This window comes from Vibrio rotiferianus CAIM 577 = LMG 21460, from assembly GCF_002741985.1.
GTDB lineage: Bacteria > Pseudomonadota > Gammaproteobacteria > Enterobacterales > Vibrionaceae > Vibrio > Vibrio rotiferianus.
Genome location: NZ_APHW01000101.1, coordinates 37,875 through 61,915, shown reverse-complemented (window position 1 = coordinate 61,915; position 24,041 = coordinate 37,875). Strand labels below are relative to the sequence as shown.

The 24,041-nt window shown below is 42.8% G+C and carries 23 protein-coding genes and 2 pseudogenes; 17 read left to right on the top strand and 8 right to left on the bottom strand.

What is annotated here, in order from left to right:
* Position 1 precedes the first annotated feature (1 nt).
* From ureE to B853_RS17455, 4 genes are all read left to right on the top strand, one after another.
* Positions 2-511, top strand: a complete 510-nt coding sequence (gene ureE / locus B853_RS17470; protein ID WP_038883328.1) for an urease accessory protein UreE — start codon at positions 2-4, stop codon at positions 509-511.
* On the top strand, positions 501-1,208 hold the full coding sequence (locus B853_RS17465) for an urease accessory protein UreF (protein WP_081641151.1): 708 nt from the start codon (positions 501-503) through the stop codon (positions 1,206-1,208). Before ureE ends, B853_RS17465 begins: the two co-directional genes overlap by 11 nt.
* 30 nt (positions 1,209-1,238) lie before the next feature.
* On the top strand, positions 1,239-1,853 hold the full coding sequence (gene ureG, locus B853_RS17460) for an urease accessory protein UreG (protein WP_009696564.1): 615 nt from the start codon (positions 1,239-1,241) through the stop codon (positions 1,851-1,853).
* A 189-nt stretch (positions 1,854-2,042) separates the two neighbouring features.
* Positions 2,043-3,095 (top strand): DMT family transporter, encoded by a 1,053-nt coding sequence (locus B853_RS17455; protein WP_038887857.1) that lies wholly within the window; start codon positions 2,043-2,045, stop codon positions 3,093-3,095.
* A 113-nt stretch (positions 3,096-3,208) separates the two neighbouring features.
* On the opposite strand, the gene B853_RS17450 is transcribed toward B853_RS17455, so the two are convergent.
* On the bottom strand, positions 3,209-3,985 hold the full coding sequence (locus B853_RS17450; protein WP_227741949.1) for a helix-turn-helix transcriptional regulator: 777 nt from the start codon (positions 3,983-3,985) through the stop codon (positions 3,209-3,211).
* A gap of 273 nt (positions 3,986-4,258) precedes the next feature.
* On the opposite strand from B853_RS17450, the gene B853_RS17445 reads away from it, so the two are divergent.
* From B853_RS17445 to B853_RS17435, 3 genes and pseudogenes are all read left to right on the top strand, one after another.
* Positions 4,259-5,020: an ABC transporter ATP-binding protein gene (locus tag B853_RS17445; RefSeq protein WP_038882815.1), complete on the top strand. Its 762-nt coding sequence runs from the start codon at positions 4,259-4,261 to the stop codon at positions 5,018-5,020.
* Between the two features lie 9 nt (positions 5,021-5,029).
* A pseudogene (locus B853_RS26920) lies at positions 5,030-6,018 on the top strand (ABC transporter substrate-binding protein).
* A 40-nt stretch (positions 6,019-6,058) separates the two neighbouring features.
* Positions 6,059-7,017: pseudogene (locus tag B853_RS17435) on the top strand (FecCD family ABC transporter permease).
* A 122-nt stretch (positions 7,018-7,139) separates the two neighbouring features.
* On the opposite strand, the gene B853_RS17430 reads toward B853_RS17435, so the two are convergent.
* Positions 7,140-7,367 carry a PAS factor family protein gene (locus B853_RS17430; RefSeq protein WP_038882818.1) on the bottom strand — a complete coding sequence of 76 codons (228 nt, stop codon included), beginning with the start codon at positions 7,365-7,367 and terminating at the stop codon, positions 7,140-7,142.
* Positions 7,368-7,472: 105 nt separating this feature from the next.
* Complete coding sequence (locus B853_RS17425; protein ID WP_010453607.1) at positions 7,473-9,005, bottom strand: SulP family inorganic anion transporter; 1,533 nt, start codon at positions 9,003-9,005, stop codon at positions 7,473-7,475.
* A 993-nt stretch (positions 9,006-9,998) separates the two neighbouring features.
* Between B853_RS17425 and B853_RS17415 the strand changes: the two genes are divergently transcribed.
* Positions 9,999-10,181, top strand: a complete 183-nt coding sequence (locus B853_RS17415; RefSeq protein WP_010453603.1) for a hypothetical protein — start codon at positions 9,999-10,001, stop codon at positions 10,179-10,181.
* A gap of 118 nt (positions 10,182-10,299) precedes the next feature.
* Entirely contained in the window at positions 10,300-11,565 is a 1,266-nt protein-coding gene (locus tag B853_RS17410) for a RidA family protein (protein WP_038886436.1), read from the top strand.
* Positions 11,566-11,632: 67 nt separating this feature from the next.
* On the opposite strand, the gene rnk is transcribed toward B853_RS17410, so the two are convergent.
* Both rnk and B853_RS17400 read right to left on the bottom strand, forming a co-directional pair.
* On the bottom strand, positions 11,633-12,025 hold the full coding sequence (gene rnk / locus B853_RS17405) for a nucleoside diphosphate kinase regulator (protein ID WP_010453599.1): 393 nt from the start codon (positions 12,023-12,025) through the stop codon (positions 11,633-11,635).
* 223 nt (positions 12,026-12,248) lie between these two features.
* Positions 12,249-13,073, bottom strand: coding sequence for an AraC family transcriptional regulator (locus B853_RS17400; protein WP_010453598.1), 825 nt, complete (start codon positions 13,071-13,073; stop codon positions 12,249-12,251).
* A gap of 794 nt (positions 13,074-13,867) precedes the next feature.
* Between B853_RS17400 and ureG (B853_RS17395) the strand changes: the two genes are divergently transcribed.
* The 3 genes from ureG (B853_RS17395) (at position 13,868) to B853_RS17380 (ending at position 17,631) form a co-directional block, all read left to right on the top strand.
* Entirely contained in the window at positions 13,868-14,491 is a 624-nt protein-coding gene (ureG, locus tag B853_RS17395) for an urease accessory protein UreG (protein WP_010453596.1), read from the top strand.
* An 857-nt stretch (positions 14,492-15,348) separates the two neighbouring features.
* Positions 15,349-16,053 carry a carbonic anhydrase gene (locus B853_RS17385; protein WP_038886148.1) on the top strand — a complete coding sequence of 235 codons (705 nt, stop codon included), beginning with the start codon at positions 15,349-15,351 and terminating at the stop codon, positions 16,051-16,053.
* Positions 16,054-16,764: 711 nt separating this feature from the next.
* Positions 16,765-17,631, top strand: coding sequence for a glycerol kinase (locus B853_RS17380; protein WP_038886146.1), 867 nt, complete (start codon positions 16,765-16,767; stop codon positions 17,629-17,631).
* A gap of 86 nt (positions 17,632-17,717) precedes the next feature.
* Here B853_RS17380 and nagB read toward each other — a convergent pair whose 3' ends face one another.
* Positions 17,718-18,518: a glucosamine-6-phosphate deaminase gene (gene nagB, locus B853_RS17375; RefSeq protein WP_010453588.1), complete on the bottom strand. Its 801-nt coding sequence runs from the start codon at positions 18,516-18,518 to the stop codon at positions 17,718-17,720.
* 385 nt (positions 18,519-18,903) lie between these two features.
* Between nagB and B853_RS17370 the strand changes: the two genes are divergently transcribed.
* Positions 18,904-19,155 (top strand): DUF3081 domain-containing protein, encoded by a 252-nt coding sequence (locus tag B853_RS17370; protein WP_010453585.1) that lies wholly within the window; start codon positions 18,904-18,906, stop codon positions 19,153-19,155.
* 99 nt (positions 19,156-19,254) lie between these two features.
* Here the strand turns inward: B853_RS17370 and B853_RS17365 are convergent, their stop codons facing one another.
* Positions 19,255-19,608, bottom strand: a complete 354-nt coding sequence (locus B853_RS17365; protein WP_010453583.1) for a MaoP family protein — start codon at positions 19,606-19,608, stop codon at positions 19,255-19,257.
* A 147-nt stretch (positions 19,609-19,755) separates the two neighbouring features.
* Here B853_RS17365 and B853_RS17360 point away from each other — a divergent pair, with 147 nt between their 5' ends.
* Positions 19,756-20,649 carry a LysR family transcriptional regulator gene (locus B853_RS17360; protein ID WP_038886145.1) on the top strand — a complete coding sequence of 298 codons (894 nt, stop codon included), beginning with the start codon at positions 19,756-19,758 and terminating at the stop codon, positions 20,647-20,649.
* 196 nt (positions 20,650-20,845) lie between these two features.
* Here the strand turns inward: B853_RS17360 and B853_RS17355 are convergent, their stop codons facing one another.
* A complete protein-coding gene (locus tag B853_RS17355) occupies positions 20,846-21,049 on the bottom strand; it encodes a hypothetical protein (protein WP_081469201.1) in 204 nt (67 codons plus the stop codon).
* Between the two features lie 193 nt (positions 21,050-21,242).
* On the opposite strand from B853_RS17355, the gene B853_RS17350 reads away from it, so the two are divergent.
* The 3 genes from B853_RS17350 to B853_RS17340 all read left to right on the top strand — a co-directional run bounded on the left by B853_RS17350 (position 21,243) and on the right by B853_RS17340 (position 24,019).
* Complete coding sequence (locus tag B853_RS17350) at positions 21,243-22,610, top strand: DNA-3-methyladenine glycosylase 2 family protein (RefSeq protein WP_038886142.1); 1,368 nt, start codon at positions 21,243-21,245, stop codon at positions 22,608-22,610.
* Positions 22,607-23,089 (top strand): methylated-DNA--[protein]-cysteine S-methyltransferase, encoded by a 483-nt coding sequence (locus B853_RS17345; protein WP_010453577.1) that lies wholly within the window; start codon positions 22,607-22,609, stop codon positions 23,087-23,089. Before B853_RS17350 ends, B853_RS17345 begins: the two co-directional genes overlap by 4 nt.
* Before the next feature lie 108 nt (positions 23,090-23,197).
* Positions 23,198-24,019: a hypothetical protein gene (locus B853_RS17340; RefSeq protein WP_038886140.1), complete on the top strand. Its 822-nt coding sequence runs from the start codon at positions 23,198-23,200 to the stop codon at positions 24,017-24,019.
* The last annotated feature ends 22 nt before the right edge of the window (positions 24,020-24,041 follow it).

Sequence of the window (24,041 nt, the reverse complement as noted above, 5' to 3'; positions counted from 1 at the left end):
AATGCTTGAATTAACAAAACGATTAGATGCCAATCCTGAGTGTGAGGTATTCGATAGTCTTATTCTTCCTTATGAGTTGCGTATTCGAGGGCGTCTTAAAGGAGTAACGGAAAATGGACATGATGTCGGTTTGTTTCTCGATCGTGGACCTGTATTACGTGATGGCGATTTGCTAGAAGCGAAAACAGGTGAGGTGATTCGTGTGCTTGCAGCGAACGAACCTGTCACGACAGCTTACATCAATGGCACACTTCCTCTTGCTCGCCTTTGTTATCACTTAGGTAACCGCCACACATTGCTAGCGGTTGGTCAGGATGATGACGGACGTTGTTGGGTACGAATGACGCCGGACCATGTTCTCGAAGAATTGGCACTGCTGCTTGGTGCAACGCTAACGCATCATCAAGCGCCTTTTGACCCAGAGTCCGGTGCGTACGCACATGTTGGTCGTGAGCAATCTGATGATCACTCTCATGGTCACCATCACCATGGACATCAGCATGAACACTAATACTTCTGATCGTGAAGTCGGTGATCTAGCACTACTTGGCTTGATGCAATTTATTAGCCCAGCACTTCCTATTGGTGCGTTTGCTTGGTCACAAGGGCTAGAAAGCGCTTTTGAGCTTGGTTGGGTGAAAAACGAAAAAGAGCTTGGTGCATGGCTAGAAGGCGTGCTTGATGACGGTTTAGCCCGTTGTGAATTACCTGTGTTAGCACGGTTATATCATGCGTGGGCGAATAGCGATTGCCAAGAAGTGACGTTTTGGAATGATTGGCTGCTAGCGAATCGTGAAACGTCTGAGTTATGTGAAGAAGACATCCGTCTTGGTCAAGCATTAATAGACTTACTGACCAATCTTGAAATGCACCCTCAGCTGCATGTTGAAGGGGCAAAACAGCTTCAAGAACCTGGATACGTGACCATGTTTGCTTGGGTTACACAGCTAAACCACATTCCTGTTCGACAGAGCTTGCTGGGCTTTGCATGGGGATGGTTAGAGAACCAATTAGCGGTGGCATGTAAAGCGCTGCCGCTGGGGCATACCGCAGCACAGCGCTTGTGTATTCGACTGCAACCTAAGCTTGTTGAAGCGGTTGAAGCAGCCCTCTGCTTAGAGGATTGGGAGCTAGGTCCAACGCTTCCTGGCTTAGCGCTAGGAAGTGCAAAACATGAAACGCAATATTCAAGACTATTTCGAAGCTAATTTGCTTTAAAGAACAAAAGGAAAATTAATATGACACAGTGTTTACGTGTTGGTGTAGGCGGTCCTGTTGGTTCTGGTAAAACAGCGCTGCTACGTAAATTGTGTAAAGCACTTAAAGATCATTACAACATCGCGGTTGTAACGAACGATATTTACACCCGTGAAGATGCGGACTTCTTGCTCAAGCATGACGCGCTGCCATCGGATCGTATTCTTGGCGTAGAAACAGGCGGCTGTCCACATACTGCTATCCGTGAAGACGCTTCGATGAACCTAGCGGCGGTGAACGACTTACAATCGCGTCATCCAGACCTTGAGCTCGTGATGATCGAATCTGGCGGTGATAATCTGGCCGCGACATTCAGCCCAGAGCTGTCTGACCTAACGATCTACGTTATTGATGTGTCTGCAGGTGACAAGATCCCACGTAAAGGTGGTCCAGGTATCACTAAGTCAGATCTATTGATCATTAATAAAATCGACATTGCTGAATATGTACACGCGTCACTTGATATTATGGATCGTGACGCGAAGAAGATGCGCGGTGACCGTCCATTTATTTTCGCGAACCTACATGATGGTGTTGGTTTAGAAGAAATCATTAGCTTTATTTTGAAAGAAGGCATGCTACCTGATCGTAGATAGCTTCATTCTTCTTTTAATATTAAAACTATATTTATTCTAGCGTCTCCCTACGCAAATTTTTAACTCTGTATTAATTAAGCCATACCAGTATTTAATCACTGGTATGGCTTGTTAATGCTTATTTTTACTTTCAAATAAGCATTAAATTAAAAAAACAATATTATTTTAATTAACATTTTGGGGCTATTTATGTCTGAAGTTAGAGCTGAGTCCACATCTGGACCAGAAAAGAAAATGAGCAAACCACTTGCTTATATGTTTATTATGATTGGTATTATTGCGTTAGCGTTCTCGGCAATCATGGTAAAAGAGGCCAACTTTGAACCAGCAACTAACGCGTTTTTACGTTGTTTAGTAGGTTTCTTAGTTTTAATTCCTTTTGCTGTCTCTGAAATTAAAAAGAAAGGCTTAATTAACAAATCAGGTTTTGCACTCGCTATCGTCGCTGGTATTTTCCTTGGCCTTGATATGACGTCTTGGAACTTTGCAATCTTCTTTATTGGTGCTGGTATTTCATCTATCCTGCTTAACCTACAAATCATCATCATGCCATTGCTTGCCATGACTTTTGATAAGTTCAAACCGGAGAAAAGCTTCTGGTTCCTAGTACCGATTATGTTGTTCGGTATTGTTCTCGCGGGTGGTGTTCTAGAGGGTGGTCCATCTGAAGGTCCAAGCACCATGTGGGGCTACCCAATTGCACTAGTGGGTACGATTCTGGGTATTAAATCCGGTATTTGTTACGCGCTATACCTCTACACTAGCCGTAAGTCGGGCACACTGAACGCAGGTCGCTACTTCCAGCCACTGATGTGGGTATTCCTTGCTCAGCTTATCCCTGCTGCGATTGTTATGGCGACGACGCACGGTTTCAACATTACCACGGGTGTTCTTGTCGACGGCAAACTGCCACTATCAGCAGCTGATGGTTCGATTGCTGGTGATGCGATTAATATGAGCAACTGGATCTGGATTGTGATCTTAGGTGTTGTTGGTCATGCGGTTGCTTGGGTATTTGTACAAATTGGTTCGGTAAACTTGGACCCAACCGTTGTCGCAGGTCTATTGCTATTAAGCCCAATTACTACCGTTCTTGTTGCACCATTTACAAGTGGTGAGTCGGTGACGCTATTGCAGTCAATCGGTGTGGTGATTGTACTCGTTGCGGTGGCGTATCAGAATGGTCTGCATACTGCCGTGCTAAACAAGTTCAAAGGCGAGCCAGCTAAAGTGGAAGGCTAAGCTTCAGTTCTTATAGACAAAATATAAAGCCCAATATTAATACCAATATTGGGCTTTTTTAGGTTTTGTGGATTATGAGTTTCGATTGTGTTTGTTTGACTATGAGGAAGTGATTAATACTTGAGTGTCAGCAGTGATGAGCCGTTGTTTTCTCTAGAATACTGCCTGAATTTTGAGGGAGTTAAACTGTACTTTCGTTTGAATGCATCACAGAAATAAGCCGAACTACCAAAGCCGCAACGATGGCTGATCTCACTGACATTGTAGGAAGTGAACGTCAGCATATTGAGTGCAATGCCCATTCTTACGTCTAACAGCAATTGGCTGAAAGAGACGTCTTCTTTATTCAAGTGTCTTCTTAGCGTGGAAGAGGAGATGAACAGCTTGCTGGCGACTTCCTCAATTTGCCACTTATGAGTCGGATCTTGGCTTATCATTCGAGTGATGACTTCTCGCTTTGATTGGTAATGATCGGACTTGAACATTCGAATAATATCCATTTCGTAGTAACTCATTGTTAAAAATATAAAAAATAGAGACTCTTCAACCAGTAACACCTTTAAAGCATGGTTGCTTAAGGTGTCATGCCCCTCTTTTAATAGTTTGAATCTGTCCTTTATCTCGAAGTTGTCACTGATAGCGTAAGAGATATTATTGGCACCAAATGCCCGCTGTGGAACTTTAGCAATCAGAGAGTCGATCGTATGGTTGGATACAGTCAGTATTTGAACCTCAATGCACTGTGTCGGGCTCTCGCTGCGTAAGTCACACCAAACCCGGCTGTATTGAGGAATCATCAAGATAGTTGGGGAGGTAATGGCGATTTTACTGTCATTGATGGACACCAGTCCTTTGGCTTCAGAGAGATATATTATGTAATGATGTTCCACATAAAACTCTCTGAGCGTTATCGTTTTACAGTCAATTACTTTTCTATACTTCATATCTATTATCACGATTGGAAATTTAGCTATTTGATATAGTAGTTTTTCAATTAACTTTGCTATTCGTTTCACATGAATAAAGGATAGGGCTCTATTTCTAAGTAAAATGAATATATTTCTAAATCATAAATAAAAACATATTTTTTATTTTCTGTTTTTATTGACTAAGGTTTTTTTTATTTGATAATGGCTAAATATTAACTAGCAAGGCTTATTAATGTGAAAGAAGTGTTAACCATTAAGGGATTGTCACTGGGCATTAAAATGGAGTTAGTTAGGGATATTAGCTTTAGTCTAAAAGAGAAAGAGTTCTTAGCGATTGTTGGTCCTAATGGGTGCGGAAAATCGACCTTTATTCGCACCATTATGGGAACGGTGAATATATTCTCTGGTGAATTGAGTTTTCTTGGTAAACCACTTTCGAGTTATAACCATAAAATGCGTTCAAGATATATTGCATTTATGGGGCAGAATAATACCGTCGACCCACAAATGAGAGTGCTTGATTATATTTCACTGGGGCGGTTTCCTCATTTTCACTATTCCACACGCCAATATGACAACGAATGCATTACCCGCGTGATCGCTGAGCTTGGACTGGAGACGTTAAGAGAGCAAAAAGTTGGGCAGCTTTCTGGTGGAGAGTTTCAGCGCGTCAACTTAGCGCGAGTGTTGGTGCAAGAGCCCAAGTTGCTGCTTTTGGATGAGCCGACGAATCACTTAGACCCTAAAGCGAGAATAGAGCTTCTCAAAATCGTTAAGGATAAGCAGATCACGACGATTGCCGTATTACATGATTTAAACCTTGCCGAATACTTTGCCGACCAAGTGATGATCATTAATCGAGGCAAAATGCAGGTGTGCGATACGGTCGAAAACACGCTCAATGCTCACTGGATAAAAGATACTTTTGATTTGAATACCCTTCATTTCTTACATCCTACAACAGGAAAAGCGATCCGTTTTTTTGAAATAGATTAAGGAGTTACCGTGAAAAAAATATGCTTGATGCCGTTGTTTTTATCTGTCTCTGTTTACGCAAACACCAATGCACCGACGGAACCACATTACCCAGTCAGTGTTGAAAGCTGCGGGGACGTGTTGACGTTTGAACAAGCACCAAAACGAGCGGTATTCCAAGATCTCAATATGACGGAAATGGCGTTCGCATTGGGGCTACAACCTAACATGGTGGCGGTAAATGGTATTACAGGTTGGTATCAAGTATCTGATCAGTTCAAGGCAGACTTAGGTGATATTCCCGAAATCTCTGGGCGTTACTTAACGCTAGAACCTTTACTAGAAAAGAATCCAGACTTCCTGTTTGCTGGTTGGAACTACGGTCTTAAATTTGGCTCGGATCTGACGCCACAAAACTTGGCGCACTTTGGAGTAAAGACGCTGGTCCTCAGCGAAAGCTGCGCTCACATCACTAAGAAGAAGCAAGAAGCTCCATGGAGCTGCTTTACGGCGATGCCCTTAAGTTGGGCAAAGTCTTCGATAAGAGTGATAAAGCACAGAGCTTAGTCGAGAATTGGAAGAAAGACCTCAAAGACATCGAGGCAAAGGTATCAGCTTATCCAACCAAGAAGGTGTTCCTTTACGATTCAGGCATTGATCAGCCCTTTACCAGTGGGCGCTTTGCTATGCCTCATGCGCTGATCAAAGCGGCTGGTGGCGTCAACGTGATGGGCAACGAAAACTTTAGTTGGGGCACTGCACCATGGGAAAAAGTCGCCATTCATAATCCTGATATGATCATTTTGGTGGATTATGGCAGCTCAGATGATGCAGCGATCAACAGCTCGATAAAAGCCCTGAGTGACAACCCTCTAATGCGCCAAACGAAAGCGGTGAAAAATGGTCAATTTTTGCGGCTGAAGTACAGTGAGCTGACGCCAGGCCCCAACAATGTAGTTGCCATCAAGAAGATTGCAGCCAAGCTCCATCCCGAGGCTGGTATCGTGATTCATGAGTAATTCGAACGTAAAGTTTTGGCTTGCTATCGTGGCAAGCCTGATGCTGCTATCGGTCATACTGTTCCTTTCGCTCTCTTACGGAACAATAAACATCCCCTTTTCCGCTGTTTATCAGTTTTTTACCTTTGACCAGGCTTCGCTACCTGCAATGACCAACGTTATTTTGAGTGAGATTCGAATTCCTAGATTTCTTCTCGCGATTTTAGTTGGTGCTGGGCTTGCCATGGTGGGGGCGCTATTGCAGACCGTGACCAAGAACGACTTGGCTGACCCATTCTTATTCGGGTTATCCGCGGGAGCATCGGCTGGCGTTGTTGCGGTTATCAGCCATTTCGATTTAGCGTTAGGTCAATGGTCTTTACCGGTGGCAGCATTTGCTGGGGCAACCTTATCCGCAGCTTCGGTTATCCTAGTGTTCTTTTTGCAAAAGTCTCAAGGGGTTGAGCGCCTGATCTTATCTGGGTTGGCGGTTTCGTTCCTGTTTAGTGCCATTACTGGGTACTTGATTTATACCGGCGATCAACGTTCGGCGAGCAATATTCTCTTTTGGTCGATGGGGGGGGATTAGGGCTGGCAAAATGGGAGAATCTACCGTTTGCCTCTGTTGGGGTTATTGTGCTCGCACTGTTTACCATGCTGCGCTGGCGTTCGCTTGATGCTATGTTGGTGGATGAGGACACCAGTAACTCACTGGGTGTAAGCGTCAAATTCCTCCGCGTGACCGTGTTTATTTTATCGGCACTCTCTACAGCCATCTTTGTCTCTTTAAGTGGCGTGATTGGCTTTGTTGGACTTATCGTGCCGCATCTCGCGAAACCATTTTCCGGACCAAGTCATCGTTATCTATTGCCTTTATGTGCTTTTATTGGCGCGATGCTCCTCTCAGCCAGTGACTTAATGAGCCGAGTGCTGATCCCTGGTCAGGAGTTACCCATCGGCCTGATGACTTCTGCAATTGGCTCTATGTTTATTCTGTTTTTCGTACTTAGAAAGAAATAAGGCGAGATAGACCCCAATTGTCTTGGCGTTAACTCGGTATATAACAGTCGGCCTCACCGTTTAAAGTGGTGAGGCCGACTTTTTTGGTTAAGGGCGTGAGAAAGCTTATTCCTCGTTATCGATTACTTGTTGTTTAGGATGATTCTTTCCGCATCACCCACCGCTCTGGTTAAGCTATTGCTGCTAGACAACTGACCGGAACTTACCGGGCCAAGAACATGGGTATATAACGCTAACTGCTTCTCGAATGGCAGTTTTAGAGTGTTGTAGAGCTCCTGCCTAATTTGAACATGAGACTCTTGTGGGGCTGAAGATAAGCGTAGTAGGGTTTCATGAATAACAGTTTTCATCTGTTGTTTGTCCTTTTGTTTTCTACGTTGTTAGGGCTTAAATAAAGTACCACCACCGAGCATGTGCATACTCGGTGGTGGTCGTGTTCATCAGTATTGGAAGCGTTAGGCTTGGCGATTCAGCGTTTCAACCACAAGCGTATAGTTTGGTGACTCATTTATATTGGTTTGGTTTAGATTACTCGCTTTATCCAAGCGTTGGCGGCAACTAGGGCTTAAATGCTTTAAGTGAATCTGCTTGTTTTGAGCCTGATAGCGCTCAGTCAAAGTCACGATGGCGGCAATGGCGGAATGGTCAGTCACTCGAGTGTTGGCAAAGTCGACAACTACGTCTTGCGGATCGTCATGTACGTTGAATAGCTCTAGGAAGTTTGCCGCAGAACCGAAGAAGATCGGCCCATAGACTTTGTACTCTTTTATGCCTTCTTCTTTGGTACTTGTCTCTGCGTAAATATACTTCGCGTGTTCCCATGCGAACATTAATGCTGAGGTAATCACGCCTACCGCTACTGCAACAGCAAGATCCGTCAACACGGTTACCACGGTAACTAAAACAATAACGAAGAAATCTTGTTTAGGTACTCGACGTGCCAGCTTGAATGTCGCCCATTCAAATGTACTAATCACCACCATGAACATCACACCAACAAGGGCTGCGAGAGGAATCATCTCAATCAGTGAAGAAGCGAATAGGATGAACAACAAGAGCGAGATAGCGGCAACGATGCCCGATAGACGCCCGCGTCCACCTGAATTTACGTTGATCATGGACTGACCAATCATTGCGCAACCACCCATTGCTCCAAACACTGAACAGGTTAAGTTCGCGATGCCTTGCCCGATACACTCGCGATTAGGTTGACCACGGGTGCTTGTTATTTCATCCAGTATTGTCAGTGTGAGTAGTGATTCGATCAGACCAATTGCGGCAAGGATGACAGCGTAAGGCAAAATGATTTGCAGTGTTTCTACCGTAAATGGTACCGCTGGAATGGAGAAGCTAGGTAGCGAGCCTGCTAGTGTTGCGGTTTCGTCAACAGACATGGTGCGCAGGAAATCGATGACTGTGCGTGTTTCGAGATCCAAGCCTACAACAAGTGCTGTAACGGTGACGATTGCGACCAAAGAAGATGGTACAGCAGTAGTGAGCGTTGGTAGAAAGTGAATGATTGCCATGGTTAATGCAACTAGGCTTATCATTAGCAGCATTTGATCTTGTGGTAGCCAAGTCAGTATGCCGTTGATATCCGGCGCTTTAAACTGGCCTAACTGCGCTAGGAAGATAACAATCGCCAGGCCGTTTACGAAACCAATCATCACCGGGTGAGGTACGATTCGGATGAATTTCCCTAGTTTGAATAACCCCGCAGTGAGCTGAATGATGCCTGCCAGCATAATTGCGGCAAAGAGATATTGGACGCCGTGAATCGCCACAAGGGATACCATGACGACTGCCATCGCTCCGGTTGCACCAGAAATCATACCAGGACGCCCGCCAATGATAGAGGTGATAAGCCCTACAATGAAGGCTGCGTACAGGCCAGCCATCGGATCCACGCCAGCTACAAAAGCAAAGGCGACGGCCTCAGGGATTAAAGCCAAAGCAACGGTTAGCCCAGAGAGAATATCTTTTTTCATGTTAAACCCAATAGTTTATTTATTCGCTTGATGACCGTTAGATTTTGATAGTTTTTGTCTTTTCTAATTTCGTTAACTAAGGTTCTTCTTAGTTGTGCTTTAGTGACGGTTAGAGGAGGCATACTCAAAGGGCCTTTTACCCTGCATGACATCGTATCAGGGCAATATATCTCGGCTTTGGCTGTGTTTTTTAGTAGCCAACGAAAGCAATTTGGACATAATTTGTCTGTTTTTTCGTACATATTTCTTTGGCTTATTATCAGTTAGAGAGATAAAAAGTTAATGCCATTAGAATATAAGCGGATGCTATATCCATCATTGGCGATAGACTTGAACTTACAAATAAAAACATTATCGAAATTAAACTTGTACTTATTTGAATTTTCACAGTTATAGAAGAGTAAACTAGAGTCCAGTTCAACAAAGACGTTATCTTCTGAATCGAAAGAAAAGGAGATGACATCATCAATAGAGTTAAGAAAACTTAAAATTTTATTCCAGTATGTGGCATCGAAAGGTATTAACCTAATCTCAAAGTCCTCAATAGATGAATAGTCAATCCTTTCTAAGTTCATTTTCTACCTCAAAAAAAGCCCTAACCAAAATTGGATAGGGCTAAGTTGTGCAAGAGCGGAATAAAGTTATTTTTAAGTAGGTTACTTATCTCATATGAGCGAGTGGACTTTATCAAAATGGGGTTTATATCGACAAGTAGGCATGAAATGTTTTTTATTATTTCAAAACATTATGACTTAATTGTTTAATTTATAAAATAAAAACAAAGTCTTTTCCTGTTCAATTTAGTTTTTTTATTAATGATATGGGACGTGAAGTCGTGAGTAGGTAAAAGATTATAGAACGGTGAAGATAGTTAAAGAGTACTGCGCGTAAAAATTAAACATAATGCGCGCATGTTGTAATGAAGTGCGTCTAAATAATCAGCATAATCTTATAGTTTTACTTACGATGTGGATTGTTTGTGAAAGGAGAGGTATGAAAATATTTAGAGGCATATTAATTGATTTAATCATCCTTGTCGGGGTTCTATCCGGGATGATTACCTTCTCTTTAAATAAAGTCGATATATTAGGTACTATTCTGATTGTCACCGCTTCTTTGTTGATCCTTGCTCTATTTATCTATGGTTTAAAAGATGGATATAAAAGAAGCGGTTAATTCTATTATGATTCGATATTGAATTGGAATGAAATATAACTAATGACTCCCTTTTCTAGCCTAAATGATGTTCACGTAAGTTAAATGTCCTTATCATTAATTTAAAGGTAACATTAAAATGACTGGCACCATTATAAAATGCTCGAGAAATACAAATAGTGCACCAATGAATAGTCACTCAACGCAAAGTGTTGCGTTTTCTCATTACAATAATATCTCTGCTCAGCTGCCTATTGACCCTCAAACCAACCAACTTGTTGAAGGTGGCATTCAGGAACAAGCCAAACAGTGTCTTTTGAACATTAAAAGAATTGTAGAGAGCATTGATCACGTAATGGATGATGTGGTTAAAGTGAATGTCTACTTGACCAATATTGATGACGCAGAAGCAGTGAACAAGGTGTATGCGACTTTCTTTACGAACCTTCTGCCAACACGCACTGTCTTGGCGATTGAGGCGGTACCTTTTGAAGGGGCGTTGCTACAAATGGATGCGCTTATTTCAAATGGTGAGGGGACCACACCACAAAAGCCATGTGACTTAATCAAGGTGTCGCGTGATACTGAACTGGCACCAACAAGTCCGTTTTCTACCCAGACTGTCGCATTCTCACACTACAACAATATCTCAGCACAGTTGCCTATTGATACCGCGACAGGAAGCTTGGTCGAAGGTGGTGTAAAAGAACAAACTCAGCAATGTCTGCAAAACATCAAGAACATCCTAGAGAGCATTGATGTTCCGCTGGATGACATCGTAAAAACGACCGTTTACCTACAAGATCTGGCTGATATCGAGTCAGTGAACGAAGTGTATCGTACTTTCTTCCCCGACTCTGCGATTGCAAGAGCAGTGGCGTACGTGCCTGCGCGCTCAGTTATTCAAGCATCTGCGCTACCAATGGGCGCAGCAGTACAAATTGATGCTGTGATTTCTCATGGTGACGGCACGCCGCCGCAAGAAGTTGAAGATCGCCATGGCATTGTGATTAAGGCAAACAACACGCTGAACGCTCCTCTTGATGCGCTTGCGACGCAAACTGTGGCGTTTTCTCACTATAACCACATTTCTGCGCAACTACCGATGGATGCACTGAACCATGAACTGGTTCAAGGTGGGGCTAAAGAGCAAGCTGAGCAATGTTTGAAAAATATTAAAGCGATCGTTGAGAGTATTGGCCACGTGATGAATGATGCGGTTAAGGTCAATATTCAAGTGACTGACATTGCTGATATTGATGCAATCAACGAGGTGTACGCCACTTTCTTTGATGGCGATTTGCCAGCAAGAACCGTGATTGCCGTATCTAACATCGTGCTAGGTGCAAAAGTTCAAATGGATTGTGTTCTGTCAAATGCAGAAGGCACAAAACCACAAGTGTAATCAAATACAAAGCCATCACTCTGTTTAGGAGTGATGGCTAATGATTCAATTGCTCGTTGGATTATCTCTACTCTATATTTCTTTCTGGTTGAAAAACGACATCCAAGATCTCAATGGTTTTCTTGTTGCCGTTTGGCAGTATCCAATCGATCCGTTGACCGACAGATAGCCCAATGAGCGCCATACCAATCGGAGCGAGTATGGAGATGTGAGAGTTGTCTTTTACTTGGTTTGGATAAACGAGCACTTTCTGAATTTGTTCTTCCTCACCAAGGAATTTAAACGTCACTTTAGAGTTCATCGTGACAATATCGCTACTAATCTCATGTGGCTCGACAATCAAAGCGCGGTCAATTTCTTCTTCTAATTTAAGCAGCTCGTCGGTGAAATTCGGAATGTTATCAAGTAATCGACAGATATTGTTGTAGTCATCAGATGTAACGGTGATCGAATTAGACATAATACTTCCCTAAATCTAATTTCCATGCCCAAGCACCTTGAGGCCGCTCGGGTATATAGTGAAATTTTCTATTGCATAAAGCGAGATACCATACTCATGCATGGTTAGAGAAAATGTTACCTAAACTCAAGGATTGGTTATTTAAGTGAAAATCAGAACGAAATGGTCGTAAATCTTAATGTTTGCTCGCTAAGTCCTGCACTTAGACTTCAATTTAGAATCTTTAGCTCACCTCGCTACTTCTTGTTGATACAAGAGACGCATCACTGGTCTTTTTAGACTGGATTCGGAACTGTGATGGTGTCAGGTGGTACTTGCGTTTAAAGGCATCACAAAAGTAAGCGGCACTGCCAAACCCGCATCGGTTGCTGATCTGTGAAACGTTATAGGAAGTGAACGTTAACATGTTCAGTGCGAGCCCCATTCTTACGTCGACTAATAGCTGGCTAAACGATAAATTTTCTTTTTGTAAATGTCTTCTCAATGTAGAAGTTGAAGTAAACAGTTGTTTGGCGACATCCTGTATTTGCCACTTTCTTTGTGGTTCTTTCGTGATCATTCTAGCGATCACTTCTCGCTTACTTTCTTCGTAATTAAATTGAAATACATTGAAGACATCGATGCCAGACTCACAAAGTGAAAGTAACACAAAGTATAAGGTTTGCTCTAAAAACATGATTTTCAGAGCATCTCTACTCAGTGAGTCATACACTTCTTTGAGCAATTGAAAGTTGTTGTCCACATCCACTGGGGTTGGCAATTGATGGGCTACGGTGTTTTTGATGAAGCTACGTTTTTGAGGAAGTTGAAGTAGCGAGCCTTCTAGCATCTCATCGGTCACGATTAACAGCTGAATTTGTAAGGGCGAGAATGACGACTTCTGAGTCAAATGACATGACAGGCAAGTAAACTGCGGAATGATTAATGTTGATGGGCCATCGATGGTGATTTGCTGATCATTGATATAGACCGTCCCTTTCGCAAAGGCGATGTTTACAATGTAGTGATACTCTACGTAAAACTCCTCAAGTTTCACAGGCTTGTACATTTCAATATATCTATATTCCACTATTGCTTATCTCATAATTGGGCTTACTACATGCAGTAAGTTGGGCTAAAAGAAAAGCATCCATGCGACGGTACAATGCACAGTATAACGCCACTCACTCCTACTTTTCATAAATTCATCAAAGAAAGTGCATTATCTTAGCAATTTGAGCTAATTTCTAAATGCGTGCTATTGATTTTTTGATTAAGTAATTGAAAGTAAAGGGTAATGATGGTGTTTCTATCAGTAGTCGAAATTAAGATTAAGAGTCAGCTGATAAGTTCTTTGTTATGAGACCAGTTGGCGGTGATGTTCTTCATGCTGAAGAGGTGCTTAAATAATCCTGAATACCAGTAGATATAGATATTGGGCCATAATGTTTAGATGATTTGCTTTGAGGTTTATATCTAAAGTTTATGGGCTGATATCGGAATGGAATAGCGATGTTTCTATTGTATATTTTGTGTCGAGAGTGGTTAGGAGACATAACCTACCAGTCGAATCATGTAGCTATTGTTGATGATAAAAATTGCAATCCTTCGTTATCAATATTTACGGGTTAGTTAGTCTAAAGCTTGGCCAATGAGTTTGCCTAATCACTCTCAAACTATTCAAAACTTAGTACCTTGTTCAAAACTTAGTACCTTACTGAAAATTCTAATACGCCATATACCTGGTCATCAATTACTCATTGATGATTATTGGTCATTTGTCTTTCAATAACTTTCGGCTTATTCATCGTTAGTTAAAACACATCAAATATTTACTCCTATCCATTATTTTGGAAAATTCTTATGCAAGAAGACTACAAACAACCTTTGCGAATTGGCGTTGGTGGACCTGTTGGTTCTGGTAAAACGGCATTGTTGGAGGTTCTCTGCAAAACCATCCGAGACCAGTATCAAATTGCAGTGGTCACCAATGATATCTACACACAAGAAGATGCAAAAATTTTGACTCAAGCGGAAGCCTTAGATGCAGACCGTATTATTGGGGTCGAGACAGGTGGTTGCCCGCATACCGCGATTAGGGAAGACGCCTCAATGAACCTAGCAGCGGTAGAAGAGCTTTCTACGCGGCACAAAAACCTAGATGTGGTATTTATCGAAAGTGGTGGTGATAATCTTAGTGCCACGTTTAGTCCAGAGTTGGCTGATTTAATGATCTATGTGATTGATGTGTCGGAAGGAGAGAAGATCCCGCGCAAAGGCGGACCGGGCATCACACGCTCTGATCTGCTTGTTATCAACAAAATAGACCTTGCGCCTTATGTTGGTGCGTCACTAGAAGTCATGGAAGCCGATACCGCTCGAATGCGCCCTGAAAAGCCATATGTATTTACCAACCTAAAAGAAGGGCAAGGCTTGCCGGAAATCATAGACTTCATTGTCGATAAAGGCATGTTAGAAAAGAGATAGTGACAAATACATCATAGACATTACGCATCAGCAATGGTGCTTATCCGCAGTCGCTTCTATGTCTGATATGCACTGAAAACGATAAAAAAAGCAGCTTTAAAGAGTTAAAGCTGCTAAAGGATCATTGTGCAGAATAAGTAGATTAAATCTACGGAACAAAAAGTGAAATCAAACAATAGTAACGTTTGATAAAAGCTATAGTATATGACCAGTGTTTTAGTTCAATATATATAGCGGATGTTGAGTTTGAATCTAAACACCTGGAGCGTATAGCTAAATAGTCGTTACTTTAATAACCTAGTGAGATTCTTTGGTCTTTTTATATAGTCATAAAATTCTTTAGTTTTCAGTCGGCCGACCGAAAGTTCAATCTTTAGTTCATTAGCAAGTAATCTTAGCGTCGATCTGTTTACAATACTCTTACTGGCATTCAGTTTATCTAGGTATTCATCCAATATTTTGTCATCATAAACGTAAATATATTCACTCATAATTGCATGTCTTTTTCAATGATGGTTTTGTTGAGCATTGGACTCTAAAAGTAAATTGTTATTAATAGAGATGTGCTGCTAATAAAGAGATGGGGTTTAGACGATGGTCGCTTTATGGTTGGATTATTAGTGCATAAGAAAATCTCTTCAACTTATTTTGTTAGAATTTCTTGATGTTGAAATAGTCTAGTCTAATGATGAAATACAAATCTCACTATTGTATTTCTTTTAAATCCATTTAAATATTTGCTTGATTTATTTTGATAAATGTTGATTATGGTTGTGTTTGTATTTATCTGACACTGTGATGACTTTGACGTTTTACTAATTATCTGATTTTTATTAATTTATTAAAATGAGGATAAAATGAATAAATCACTGTTAGCGATTAGCCTGCTATTGAGCTCTACAGCACATGCTGCGCATTGGGGATACGAAGGTGAGAATGGGCCTGAATTTTGGGGTAAATTCTCTGAAGATTGCCAACAAGGTAAGAACCAAAGCCCGGTAAATATTCAATCAACTGTGTTGGGCATTATGGATGAGATAAGCATCAACTACCTAGGCAATTCCGTTTCCGCCATTGATAACGGCCATACTCTGCAAGCCAATGTTGAGGGCAATAACACGCTATTGGTTGACGGTAAAAAATTCACGCTTTCTCAATTTCACTTCCACACACCATCTGAAAACCATGTTGACGGAAAAGAGTACCCGCTTGAGGCACACTTTGTTCATACCGATAAAGATGGCAATCTCGCTGTTGTCGCCGTTTTCTATAAGCTAGGAGATGAAAATCCAGCGCTGAGCAAGTTGCTGAAGCAAGAGTTTGAAGAGGGAAAAACAACCAGCGTTGAGTCTGTGAGTATCAAATCGCTCATTCCTTCTAAGCACGCCTACTACCGATTCAATGGCTCGTTAACCACACCACCATGTTCTGAAGGTGTTCGTTGGCTGGTTTTGAAAGATGTTGAAACGGTATCTGAAGCGCAAGTGAAAGCGTTTATGGATATCATGGGCAAAAATAATCGCCCGATTCAGCCGATTAACGCTCGACTCATCATCAAATAATCATCAATGATAGCTCGTAGTCTGACGCGTTTTGCGCGCTATCTGCGATACATGGTTGTTTAAATGAAAAAAAGGACTCTTAACGAGTCCTTTTTGATATTAAAAATAAGAGCATACATCAAGTGGAACTCAAGTGCCTGATGGGGACTCCATCCTTGGAGATTTGACACTTAAGCGACATCGAGCGCAGTCATACATTACACCCGGATGTACTAACCAAAACCAATTTAACATTCGACTTATTAGCAGTACATCAAATGATTTTTGTTACTAAAACAGAGCTAACCTTATAAATTATAAATGGTTTTTCTTTCAGTGAGCCTGATGGTTTTGCCGATATTGAGCTTGCATCGAAGCGAAGTTAGCGCATTTTCAAATGCCCAGAGGGGCTCAGTTGTATTTTGGGGTGGTGAAAAAGTGAGCTGAATTGAAGATTGTCAGTTTTACTTGATAGAGAGTATTAATCGTCAGCGTCATCATTGGCCTTAAGTCTCTGTTTTAGAAAAATTGTTACCGTTTTGCGTTTATTTACCAAGTTAACCCTACCAAGTGGCTCTTTTTTGCAGTGGATAGAAAATCTAACCTATTCTTACTTCAAGCAATGAAATCAATGCGTTAATATGCATATGTTGTTCATAGAACGATAAGATTAACGGGTAGCAATGTCAGAGTTAGGGTTCTTTATTCGCGATATTTAGGAGTTAGCGCGTTATGTCAGAGAAAATTTCCACATCGGCGTTAGCAAAAATGCGCCAGATAGAAGCCAAGCTGTTGTTTGCTGATCTGAAACGCGCGGGTTACATCGTGCGTAAAGACGACCATTGGATTTTGACCGAAGAGGGCACCAAGTACGGTGGTGAGTATGTCGATCACCCTAAATTTGGGCCGTTCATCGTTTGGCCAACCAATTTGCACATAGAACTTGCGACGTCCTCTGGCAAAACCTACAGCGCTACCCAACTGGGTGAGAAGCTCAAACTTAATGCCAAACGCATGAACCAGTTGTTAAGCGAGTTAGGTTGGATTAGCAAATCTGACGAAGGTTGGAGCCTGACCGAAGCGGGCATACGTGCTGGAGGTCACCTGCGTGTCGATAAGGAATCGAATCATACCTTTGTGGTGTGGCATGACATAGTGTTGCGTAACAAGCGCCTTAAGCAGTCAGTGATTGAGTTTTTGGGGCAAGATGCCGAGTCTCATTCCACGGACAAGTCCCTTTCCAACTTTCGTCAAAAGTTTGAAGCCAAACACCGCACTTTAGACGGGCATTACGTTCGCTCCAAAGGGGAACTGTTAATCGATAATTGGTTATATCTAGCGGGCGTAGTGCATGCGTACGAACGCCAACTACCAATTGCCCAAGACGTGACCAGTGATTTCTATCTGCCTAGTGGCAAAGTTTATTTGCAATTTTGGGGCAGTGACACCGGCGAGATGTCAGAATCGGAGCAAGAGAAGATTCGTGGAGTGTACAAAAATCACAATTTCAACTTAATTGAAGTTGAAGCGAGTGAGGTAGATAGGTTAGATGAAGTGTTACCGAAACGCCTACGCCAGTTTGGTATTCAAGCCTATTAGCCGCACTGTCATCTAGAAACGAAAAACCCGTGAGCAGTCACGGGTTTTGTCTATTCAGCGTTTATCTTTGGTCGTCATCCGAAGGATTAGAAACCTTTGATGTTTTCCGCTTCTAGTTCAGAGAAGTACTTAACTGTCTTCACTTTAAGTTCTTGTTGTGAAGGCTCATCACAAACGATCACTGCTTTAGGGTGAAGCTGAAGTGCAGAAACCGTCCATAGGTGGTTTACGCTGCCTTCTACTGCTGCTTCTAGAGCAAGTGCTTTGTTGTGACCTGTTACTAGGATCATTATTTCTTCAGCGTCTAGTAGCGTACCAACACCGATAGTCAGTGCGTACTTAGGCACTTGGTTGATGTCGCCATCGAAGAAACGAGAGTTCGCGATACGAGTGTCTTCTGTCAGTGTCTTGATGCGAGTGCGTGAAGACAGAGAAGATGCTGGCTCGTTGAATGCGATGTGACCGTCGTTACCCACGCCGCCCATGAATAGGTTGATCTTGCCGTAAGACTTAATTTTGTCTTCGTAGCGCTGACATTCTGCTTCGTGATCTTCCGCGTTACCGTTAAGAAGGTTGATGTTCGCTTCTTGGATGTTTACGTGGTTGAAGAAGTTGCTGTACATGAATGAACGGTATGATTCAGGGTGATCCGCAGGGATACCAATGTATTCATCCATGTTGAATGTTACAACGTGTTCGAAGCTTACTTCACCAGCTTGGTAAAGTTCGATTAATGCTTTGTAAGTTGCTAGAGGAGTGCCACCAGTAGGTAGACCCAGAACGAATGGACGCTCAGCAGTTGGTTTGAAGTCGTTAATACGCTTAGCGATGTGTGCTGCTGCCCACTTGCCTACTTGTGCTGCCTGAGCTAACGGGATAAGTCTCATTTTGTGCCCCTAGTTATTGGAATTTAAGATGTCCTGAAACATTAATTCGCATTATAAAATAAGTAATGGCGAACTGCTATTGTTTTAGGTCAAAAATTTGCTTTTTCTTTAATCAATGTTGCTTTTCTCAGCAGTTTTCACGTTTGCTTACGATAATGGCTTACTTACATAGAAGGCGTTTGTGTCGCTAGACTAGCTGTTTAGTGTTTAAAATTTATGACTGAAATTAAGTTTTTCATGTAACTGATACGTTGAGTAGAGGTTTGTTCTGTAAGAGAAAGTAACAAGAAAATACGGAAGTTATGATCTTACGCAACCTATGGTGTGGCACGGTGTTTTTTCTTTAACCATACTTAAATGGAGTTTATTGCTGAGGAAAATCGCAATGAGAAATGAACTAGACGCCACCAAAGTGCTGCAAGCATATGAATGTGTCATGAACAAAGGCACGCCAACGGAATTCGGTAAAATATATGAAGGGGTTGAAGCATTCTCTGATTATGATGGCTACAACGTTTTTATGCGGGGGAATGGCGTGGAATTGAAAGTGGGATTCCATAACACCTATCACTTGGAGTATGACCAAGAACACCTAAAAGACAGCTTCCTGAAGAAGGTTGCAATGCTGGCCAAATAGTGGGAAGTGAGCTTATTGAGTTGAAAAAGCCCTTAAAGAAATTACTTAAGGGCTTTTCTTTGACTCATCCAAGCGTGAACACTTGGTGAGGGGCTGGAATTAATCGTCTTCTGCTAAGCTCTCTTCTGCATAGTCATCTGACGCTTCTGGTTTGTTGCGGCCATTTAGCGTGTGAAAGCGTTTGCGACCACGAGCCAGTTGGACGTACTTCAACCAAGTGCGTTCGATTTTTGTTTTCGCTTTGCCTGGGTTTTCTAGAACTTTCACGAAGTGTTTTTCTTCGGAGTTCTCAGGTGTCAACTCGCCTGACTCTAGGCCAAGCATAGTATCCCCATAAATTGTTAGGATTTCCTCTTCTGAGAGAGTAAAATCGCCAGACTTTGCAAAGCCGCGCGGAAATTTTACGTTGTCGTAAAAACGTTTTTTGCCATGACGAAATTCAGTGTCAGACATATCAACAGCCTCTGTAACCGTTATTGATGAATGTGATGAATTACGGCGAAATTAGGCGCAAAGCTAACAAAAGAAAAACAAAACTTTTTTGTCGTCAAAATTTTAATTAGTTGTTAATCTGGTTTTATATTGACCAGGAGATGGTTTATGGATGTAAAGGTCTTTCGAACATTTTTAGAGCTGGCAAAGGTTCGTCACTTCGGACGAGCTGCTGAGAACTTATACATTACTCAAGCCGCAGTAAGCGCACGCATCAAACAACTCGAAAGTTATTTCGATACGCAGTTGTTTATTCGTGATCGAAATAACATAAAGTTGACGTCTGCAGGCGAGCGTTTGATCGGCTATGCTGAGGTGATGGTCACCACTTTACAGCAAGCTAAGCTCGAATTATCCCTTGAAGATGGCAAAGCATTACAGCTCACTATGGGCGGTACGCCGAATATTTGGGATGCTTACCTGCAAAATTGCTTGAGTGTGGTAACAGACTCGTTCAGTGGTTATGGTTTTATGGCGGAAGTCATGGGTCGTGAAATGCTCAGCCGCAGTCTTTTAGAGCGTACTCTCGATATGGCATTTGCCTTTGACCAAATCAAAGCGGATGAGCTCAACTGCAAAAAAGTAGCGGATGTGGTGCTTGTGTTAGTTTCTACCGAGCCTGACTCTCTTGATACCGTATTTGGTAAGAAATACGTGTATGTGGATTGGGGTACACGCTTCGCTTCTGAGCATGCGGAACGTCACCCAAAAATCCCAGCTCCTTACCTTCGCACTTCTACCGCTCGTATCGCATTAGACTTCGTTTTGGAGAAAGGTGGTAGCGCATACCTACCAGCATCTTTGGTTGAGCCATTTATCGCAAGCGGGCAGCTCTACAAGGTGTCTGGCGTAGAAGATTGGTACCGCCCTATCTATTTGAGTTATCGCAAAGCTAGCACGTCTGTAGAGGCGATTAAACAGGTTGAAGAACTGGTTAAAGACATCGACCCTCTCACCGCGTATAGCTTGCAGCAAATCGCAGACATTCCTGCCGACGAATAGAGATAATTTGTCATCTTCTAAGTGAGATTAAGAAAAGCTCTTGGTATAAAACTAAGAGCTTTTTATTTGGATCTTTCTGAACCTAGAGTTATGGCAGAATGCATCCAGTGCTGTGCTATTAAGTCAGGTAGATGAACGACAAAAAAAGAGCACAATCAATTGTGCTCTTTTGCTTTTACAAGGGAGATAGGAGTAATTACAGGTTCATTAAACTTTCGAGTGAATCTTCCACACAATTGTAGTGATAAGTCCTTATGCTGGTGCCATCAGTTGTATTAATTTGAATTTCTGAAATCTCATTATCCGAGTCACGCTCAATAATGCCTATAGAGTGTTCCACCGATCTGCTAGTAATAACCTTGTGATTTCTAAGTACAATCACGCACGTATGTAAGTCCATGCCAATTCCCTTTAGCCGACGTTGTTGTGTTGTTCTTACCTAACCTTAGTGCACAAATTGACTAATGCCACATTTTCTCATTATTGAGTTCCGAAAATGGCTAACCTCATTCTGCATTGCAATCTACAATGTATGTGTACTGATTGAGCCCTAATGTTGGTTCTAAATGAAGGATGAAAACGGGAACACTAATATGACCATCAATCCATACGCTTCTTTAACCAGGGAGCAGTGCCAGAGAGCGCGTATGGCACGAGACAGTCGTTTTGACGGACGCTTTTACATTGCAGTGAAAACCACCGGCATCTTTTGTCGCCCTATCTGTCCTGCCAACTTACCAAAAGAAGAAAATGTCGAGTATTTCACCGATAAAACTCAAGCTTTGAAGGCTGGGTATCGCCCTTGTTTGCGATGCCGACCCGATAGCGCCCCAGGCTCTTGGGCGTGGAAAGGTGTCGAGACAACATTTCAACGCGCGATCACAATGATCGATCGCGGAGAATTGCAGAACCAGTCTCTTGCTGCATTATCGAAGCGCCTAGGGATCTCAGATCGTTATTTGCGCATGCTGTTCGAGCAATATCTTGGAATGTCACCCAAGCAATACGCTCAATACCAACAACTGATGTTTGCCAAGCAGTTGCTACACTCGAGCTCCATGTCAGTCACTGAAATTGGGTTTGCCGCGGGGTTTAATAGTACGCGACGTTTCAATGATGCGTTTCAAAAAATCCTGCAACTAACGCCATCTCAAATACGCCGAAAAGAGTTTGATGGCATGGGGACGAATCGAATTGTATTGCCTTATCGCGGTGCGTTGAATTGGCAACATATGCTTGATTTTTATCGCTTACGTGCAATTGAGGGAGTGGAGCAAGTTACTGAAGATGCATACCTGCGCAACGTTTCTCTGGATGACTGTCAGGCGCGATTCAAGGTCACTCAGGGCGAAGGTTACCTTGAGATGGCGTTTGATATTGAAGACGTAACCAAGCTGCTGAGTCTCGTGGCTGGTGTGCGTCGTATGTTCGACCTCGATGCGGATATCTGTACGGTGGAGCAGCACCTTGAATACATTGCGCCGGGATTAGTCAAAACACCGGGTATTCGTATTCCAGGCGTGTGGAGTGCATGGGAAGCTGGAGTTCGTGCTGTGTTAGGGCAGCAAGTATCGGTCAAAGCGGCGATTGGGCAGCTTAATTTGCTAGTAGAGACGCTCAGCAACGACCAGCAAGTACGTCACTTCCCAACGCCAGAAGCAATTGCCTGTGCCGATGTCAGTTTTTTGCGCATGCCGCAAAGTCGTAAAGACACATTGGTGCGATTTGCTCAGTACATGCAGCAGAATCCAGAAGCGGGCCCACAACAATGGCTGGAGTTGAAAGGCATAGGCCCGTGGACGGTGAGCTATGCGCAACTGCGTGGTCAGTCTAAACCGGATTGTTTTTTAGATAAAGACTTGGTGGTGAAGAAAGCTATGCCAAACTATCCGTCATTGAATACTCATACAGCGTCGCCTTGGGGCAGCTACGCGACTTTTCACTTATGGAATCAATCATGAAATCACTTTATACGGTAATGCCAAGTCCGTTAGGCGCAGTGACCATCCAAGCCAACGAGCAAGGTTTGCTGGGGATTTGGTTTGAAACGTGTACCACCAAACCATACGATTTGGGTGAACGTGATGATCAGCATATCGTGCTTAGCCAAACCGTTACCCAATTGGAAGAATACTTTGCTGGGCTGCGTAACGAATTCGACTTGCCACTTGCGGCAACGGGTACTGATTTCCAAACCCAAGTTTGGTATGCGCTGACGACCATTCCTTATGGCGAAACGTGGAGCTACCAAGACCTTGCGAATGCGATCGGCAACCCCAAAGCTGTGCGTGCAGTGGGGCTGGCTAATGGTAAAAACCCAATTTCGATTGTGGTGCCATGCCATCGAGTGATCGGTAAAAGTGGCAAGCTCACTGGCTATGCGGGCGGGGTAGAGCGCAAACAACGACTATTAGCGTTGGAGAAGGGTACACCACTTTAAGTGAGACCATTCTCAGAATCCGGCAAGTTTTACCTTATTTGGCTAAATTTTGTGTAGGGTTGTTGTGCTAATAAGCAATCCAGAGCAATGAAAAAGGATAATAAGGATATGTCTTTCAATACGGATTTTGATGCATTTATAAACCAAAGCTGGCAACAGCATGAAGCGCAGCCACAACAAACATACAAGCAATTAGAACAAGCGATTAGTGAGGTGGAAGATACTAATCATGCTGAACGCATTTTGCCTTTAATGCTGCATACCTCCATTGGTCATTTACACGATCCAAAGCAGTTTCTTACTAGTTTAGATAAACTCGAAAACGGCGTTGCAACTCAATGTTTGGCACGCCAGAGAGCTAAAGCGGTAGCGCAGTATTTTATTGACCAAAATACGGATCACATCGCTGATTTAGATGATGTCGACCAGCGCCGCGTGTTTGCTCAGATTGCCAACGAACTGTCGGCGATGAATGAGCTAGAGCAAGCGAGCACATGGTTAGTGAATGCAGCTGCTGGTCTAGAATCAGACAAGGTTGTAGAGCCGCTAGCGCGCTCGATTGCCATTACGGGTAACAACCTTGCTTGCCAATATGAAGAGCTTGAGGCGCGCTCTGAAGCGCAAATAGAACACATGTTAGAAGCGGCGACACTGGCACTTGAGTATTGGAAGGTTGCTGGTGGTTGGATGCAAGAAGAGCGCGCAGAATATCGCTTAGCCATGAGCCTACTTAAAGCAGGACAACCACTCAAAGCCAAAGTACACGCTGATCGCTGTGAGGCAATTTGTCGCCAAAATGGTGAAGATGCTTTTGAGCTCTTCTACGCTCATGATTTGTTGATGTTAGTGCACTATCACTTAAGCCAAGTGAGTAAGCAAACACTGACGGTGGATGACCAGAAGTATTGTGAGAACTCGCCATTGGCGTAATCTTTTCGTTAGCGAACTAGAA

What these genes read in the sequence shown, in the direction of transcription:
- B853_RS17410 (WP_038886436.1), top strand. Translation starts at nt 10,300, where the DNA reads ATGACTGGCACCATTATAAAATGCTCGAGAAATACAAATAGTGCACCA.
- ureG (WP_009696564.1), top strand. Translation starts at nt 1,239, where the DNA reads ATGACACAGTGTTTACGTGTTGGTGTAGGCGGTCCTGTTGGTTCTGGT.
- rnk (WP_010453599.1), bottom strand. Translation starts at nt 12,025, where the DNA reads ATGTCTAATTCGATCACCGTTACATCTGATGACTACAACAATATCTGT.
- B853_RS17425 (WP_010453607.1), bottom strand. Translation starts at nt 9,005, where the DNA reads ATGAAAAAAGATATTCTCTCTGGGCTAACCGTTGCTTTGGCTTTAATC.
- B853_RS17385 (WP_038886148.1), top strand. Translation starts at nt 15,349, where the DNA reads ATGAATAAATCACTGTTAGCGATTAGCCTGCTATTGAGCTCTACAGCA.
- B853_RS17380 (WP_038886146.1), top strand. Translation starts at nt 16,765, where the DNA reads ATGTCAGAGAAAATTTCCACATCGGCGTTAGCAAAAATGCGCCAGATA.
- B853_RS17465 (WP_081641151.1), top strand. Translation starts at nt 501, where the DNA reads ATGAACACTAATACTTCTGATCGTGAAGTCGGTGATCTAGCACTACTT.
- B853_RS17360 (WP_038886145.1), top strand. Translation starts at nt 19,756, where the DNA reads ATGGATGTAAAGGTCTTTCGAACATTTTTAGAGCTGGCAAAGGTTCGT.
- B853_RS17455 (WP_038887857.1), top strand. Translation starts at nt 2,043, where the DNA reads ATGTCTGAAGTTAGAGCTGAGTCCACATCTGGACCAGAAAAGAAAATG.
- nagB (WP_010453588.1), bottom strand. Translation starts at nt 18,518, where the DNA reads ATGAGACTTATCCCGTTAGCTCAGGCAGCACAAGTAGGCAAGTGGGCA.
- B853_RS17415 (WP_010453603.1), top strand. Translation starts at nt 9,999, where the DNA reads ATGAAAATATTTAGAGGCATATTAATTGATTTAATCATCCTTGTCGGG.
- B853_RS17345 (WP_010453577.1), top strand. Translation starts at nt 22,607, where the DNA reads ATGAAATCACTTTATACGGTAATGCCAAGTCCGTTAGGCGCAGTGACC.
- B853_RS17370 (WP_010453585.1), top strand. Translation starts at nt 18,904, where the DNA reads ATGAGAAATGAACTAGACGCCACCAAAGTGCTGCAAGCATATGAATGT.
- ureE (WP_038883328.1), top strand. Translation starts at nt 2, where the DNA reads ATGCTTGAATTAACAAAACGATTAGATGCCAATCCTGAGTGTGAGGTA.
- B853_RS17430 (WP_038882818.1), bottom strand. Translation starts at nt 7,367, where the DNA reads ATGAAAACTGTTATTCATGAAACCCTACTACGCTTATCTTCAGCCCCA.
- B853_RS17365 (WP_010453583.1), bottom strand. Translation starts at nt 19,608, where the DNA reads ATGTCTGACACTGAATTTCGTCATGGCAAAAAACGTTTTTACGACAAC.
- B853_RS17355 (WP_081469201.1), bottom strand. Translation starts at nt 21,049, where the DNA reads ATGGACTTACATACGTGCGTGATTGTACTTAGAAATCACAAGGTTATT.
- ureG (WP_010453596.1), top strand. Translation starts at nt 13,868, where the DNA reads ATGCAAGAAGACTACAAACAACCTTTGCGAATTGGCGTTGGTGGACCT.
- B853_RS17340 (WP_038886140.1), top strand. Translation starts at nt 23,198, where the DNA reads ATGTCTTTCAATACGGATTTTGATGCATTTATAAACCAAAGCTGGCAA.
- B853_RS17400 (WP_010453598.1), bottom strand. Translation starts at nt 13,073, where the DNA reads ATGTACAAGCCTGTGAAACTTGAGGAGTTTTACGTAGAGTATCACTAC.
- B853_RS17350 (WP_038886142.1), top strand. Translation starts at nt 21,243, where the DNA reads ATGACCATCAATCCATACGCTTCTTTAACCAGGGAGCAGTGCCAGAGA.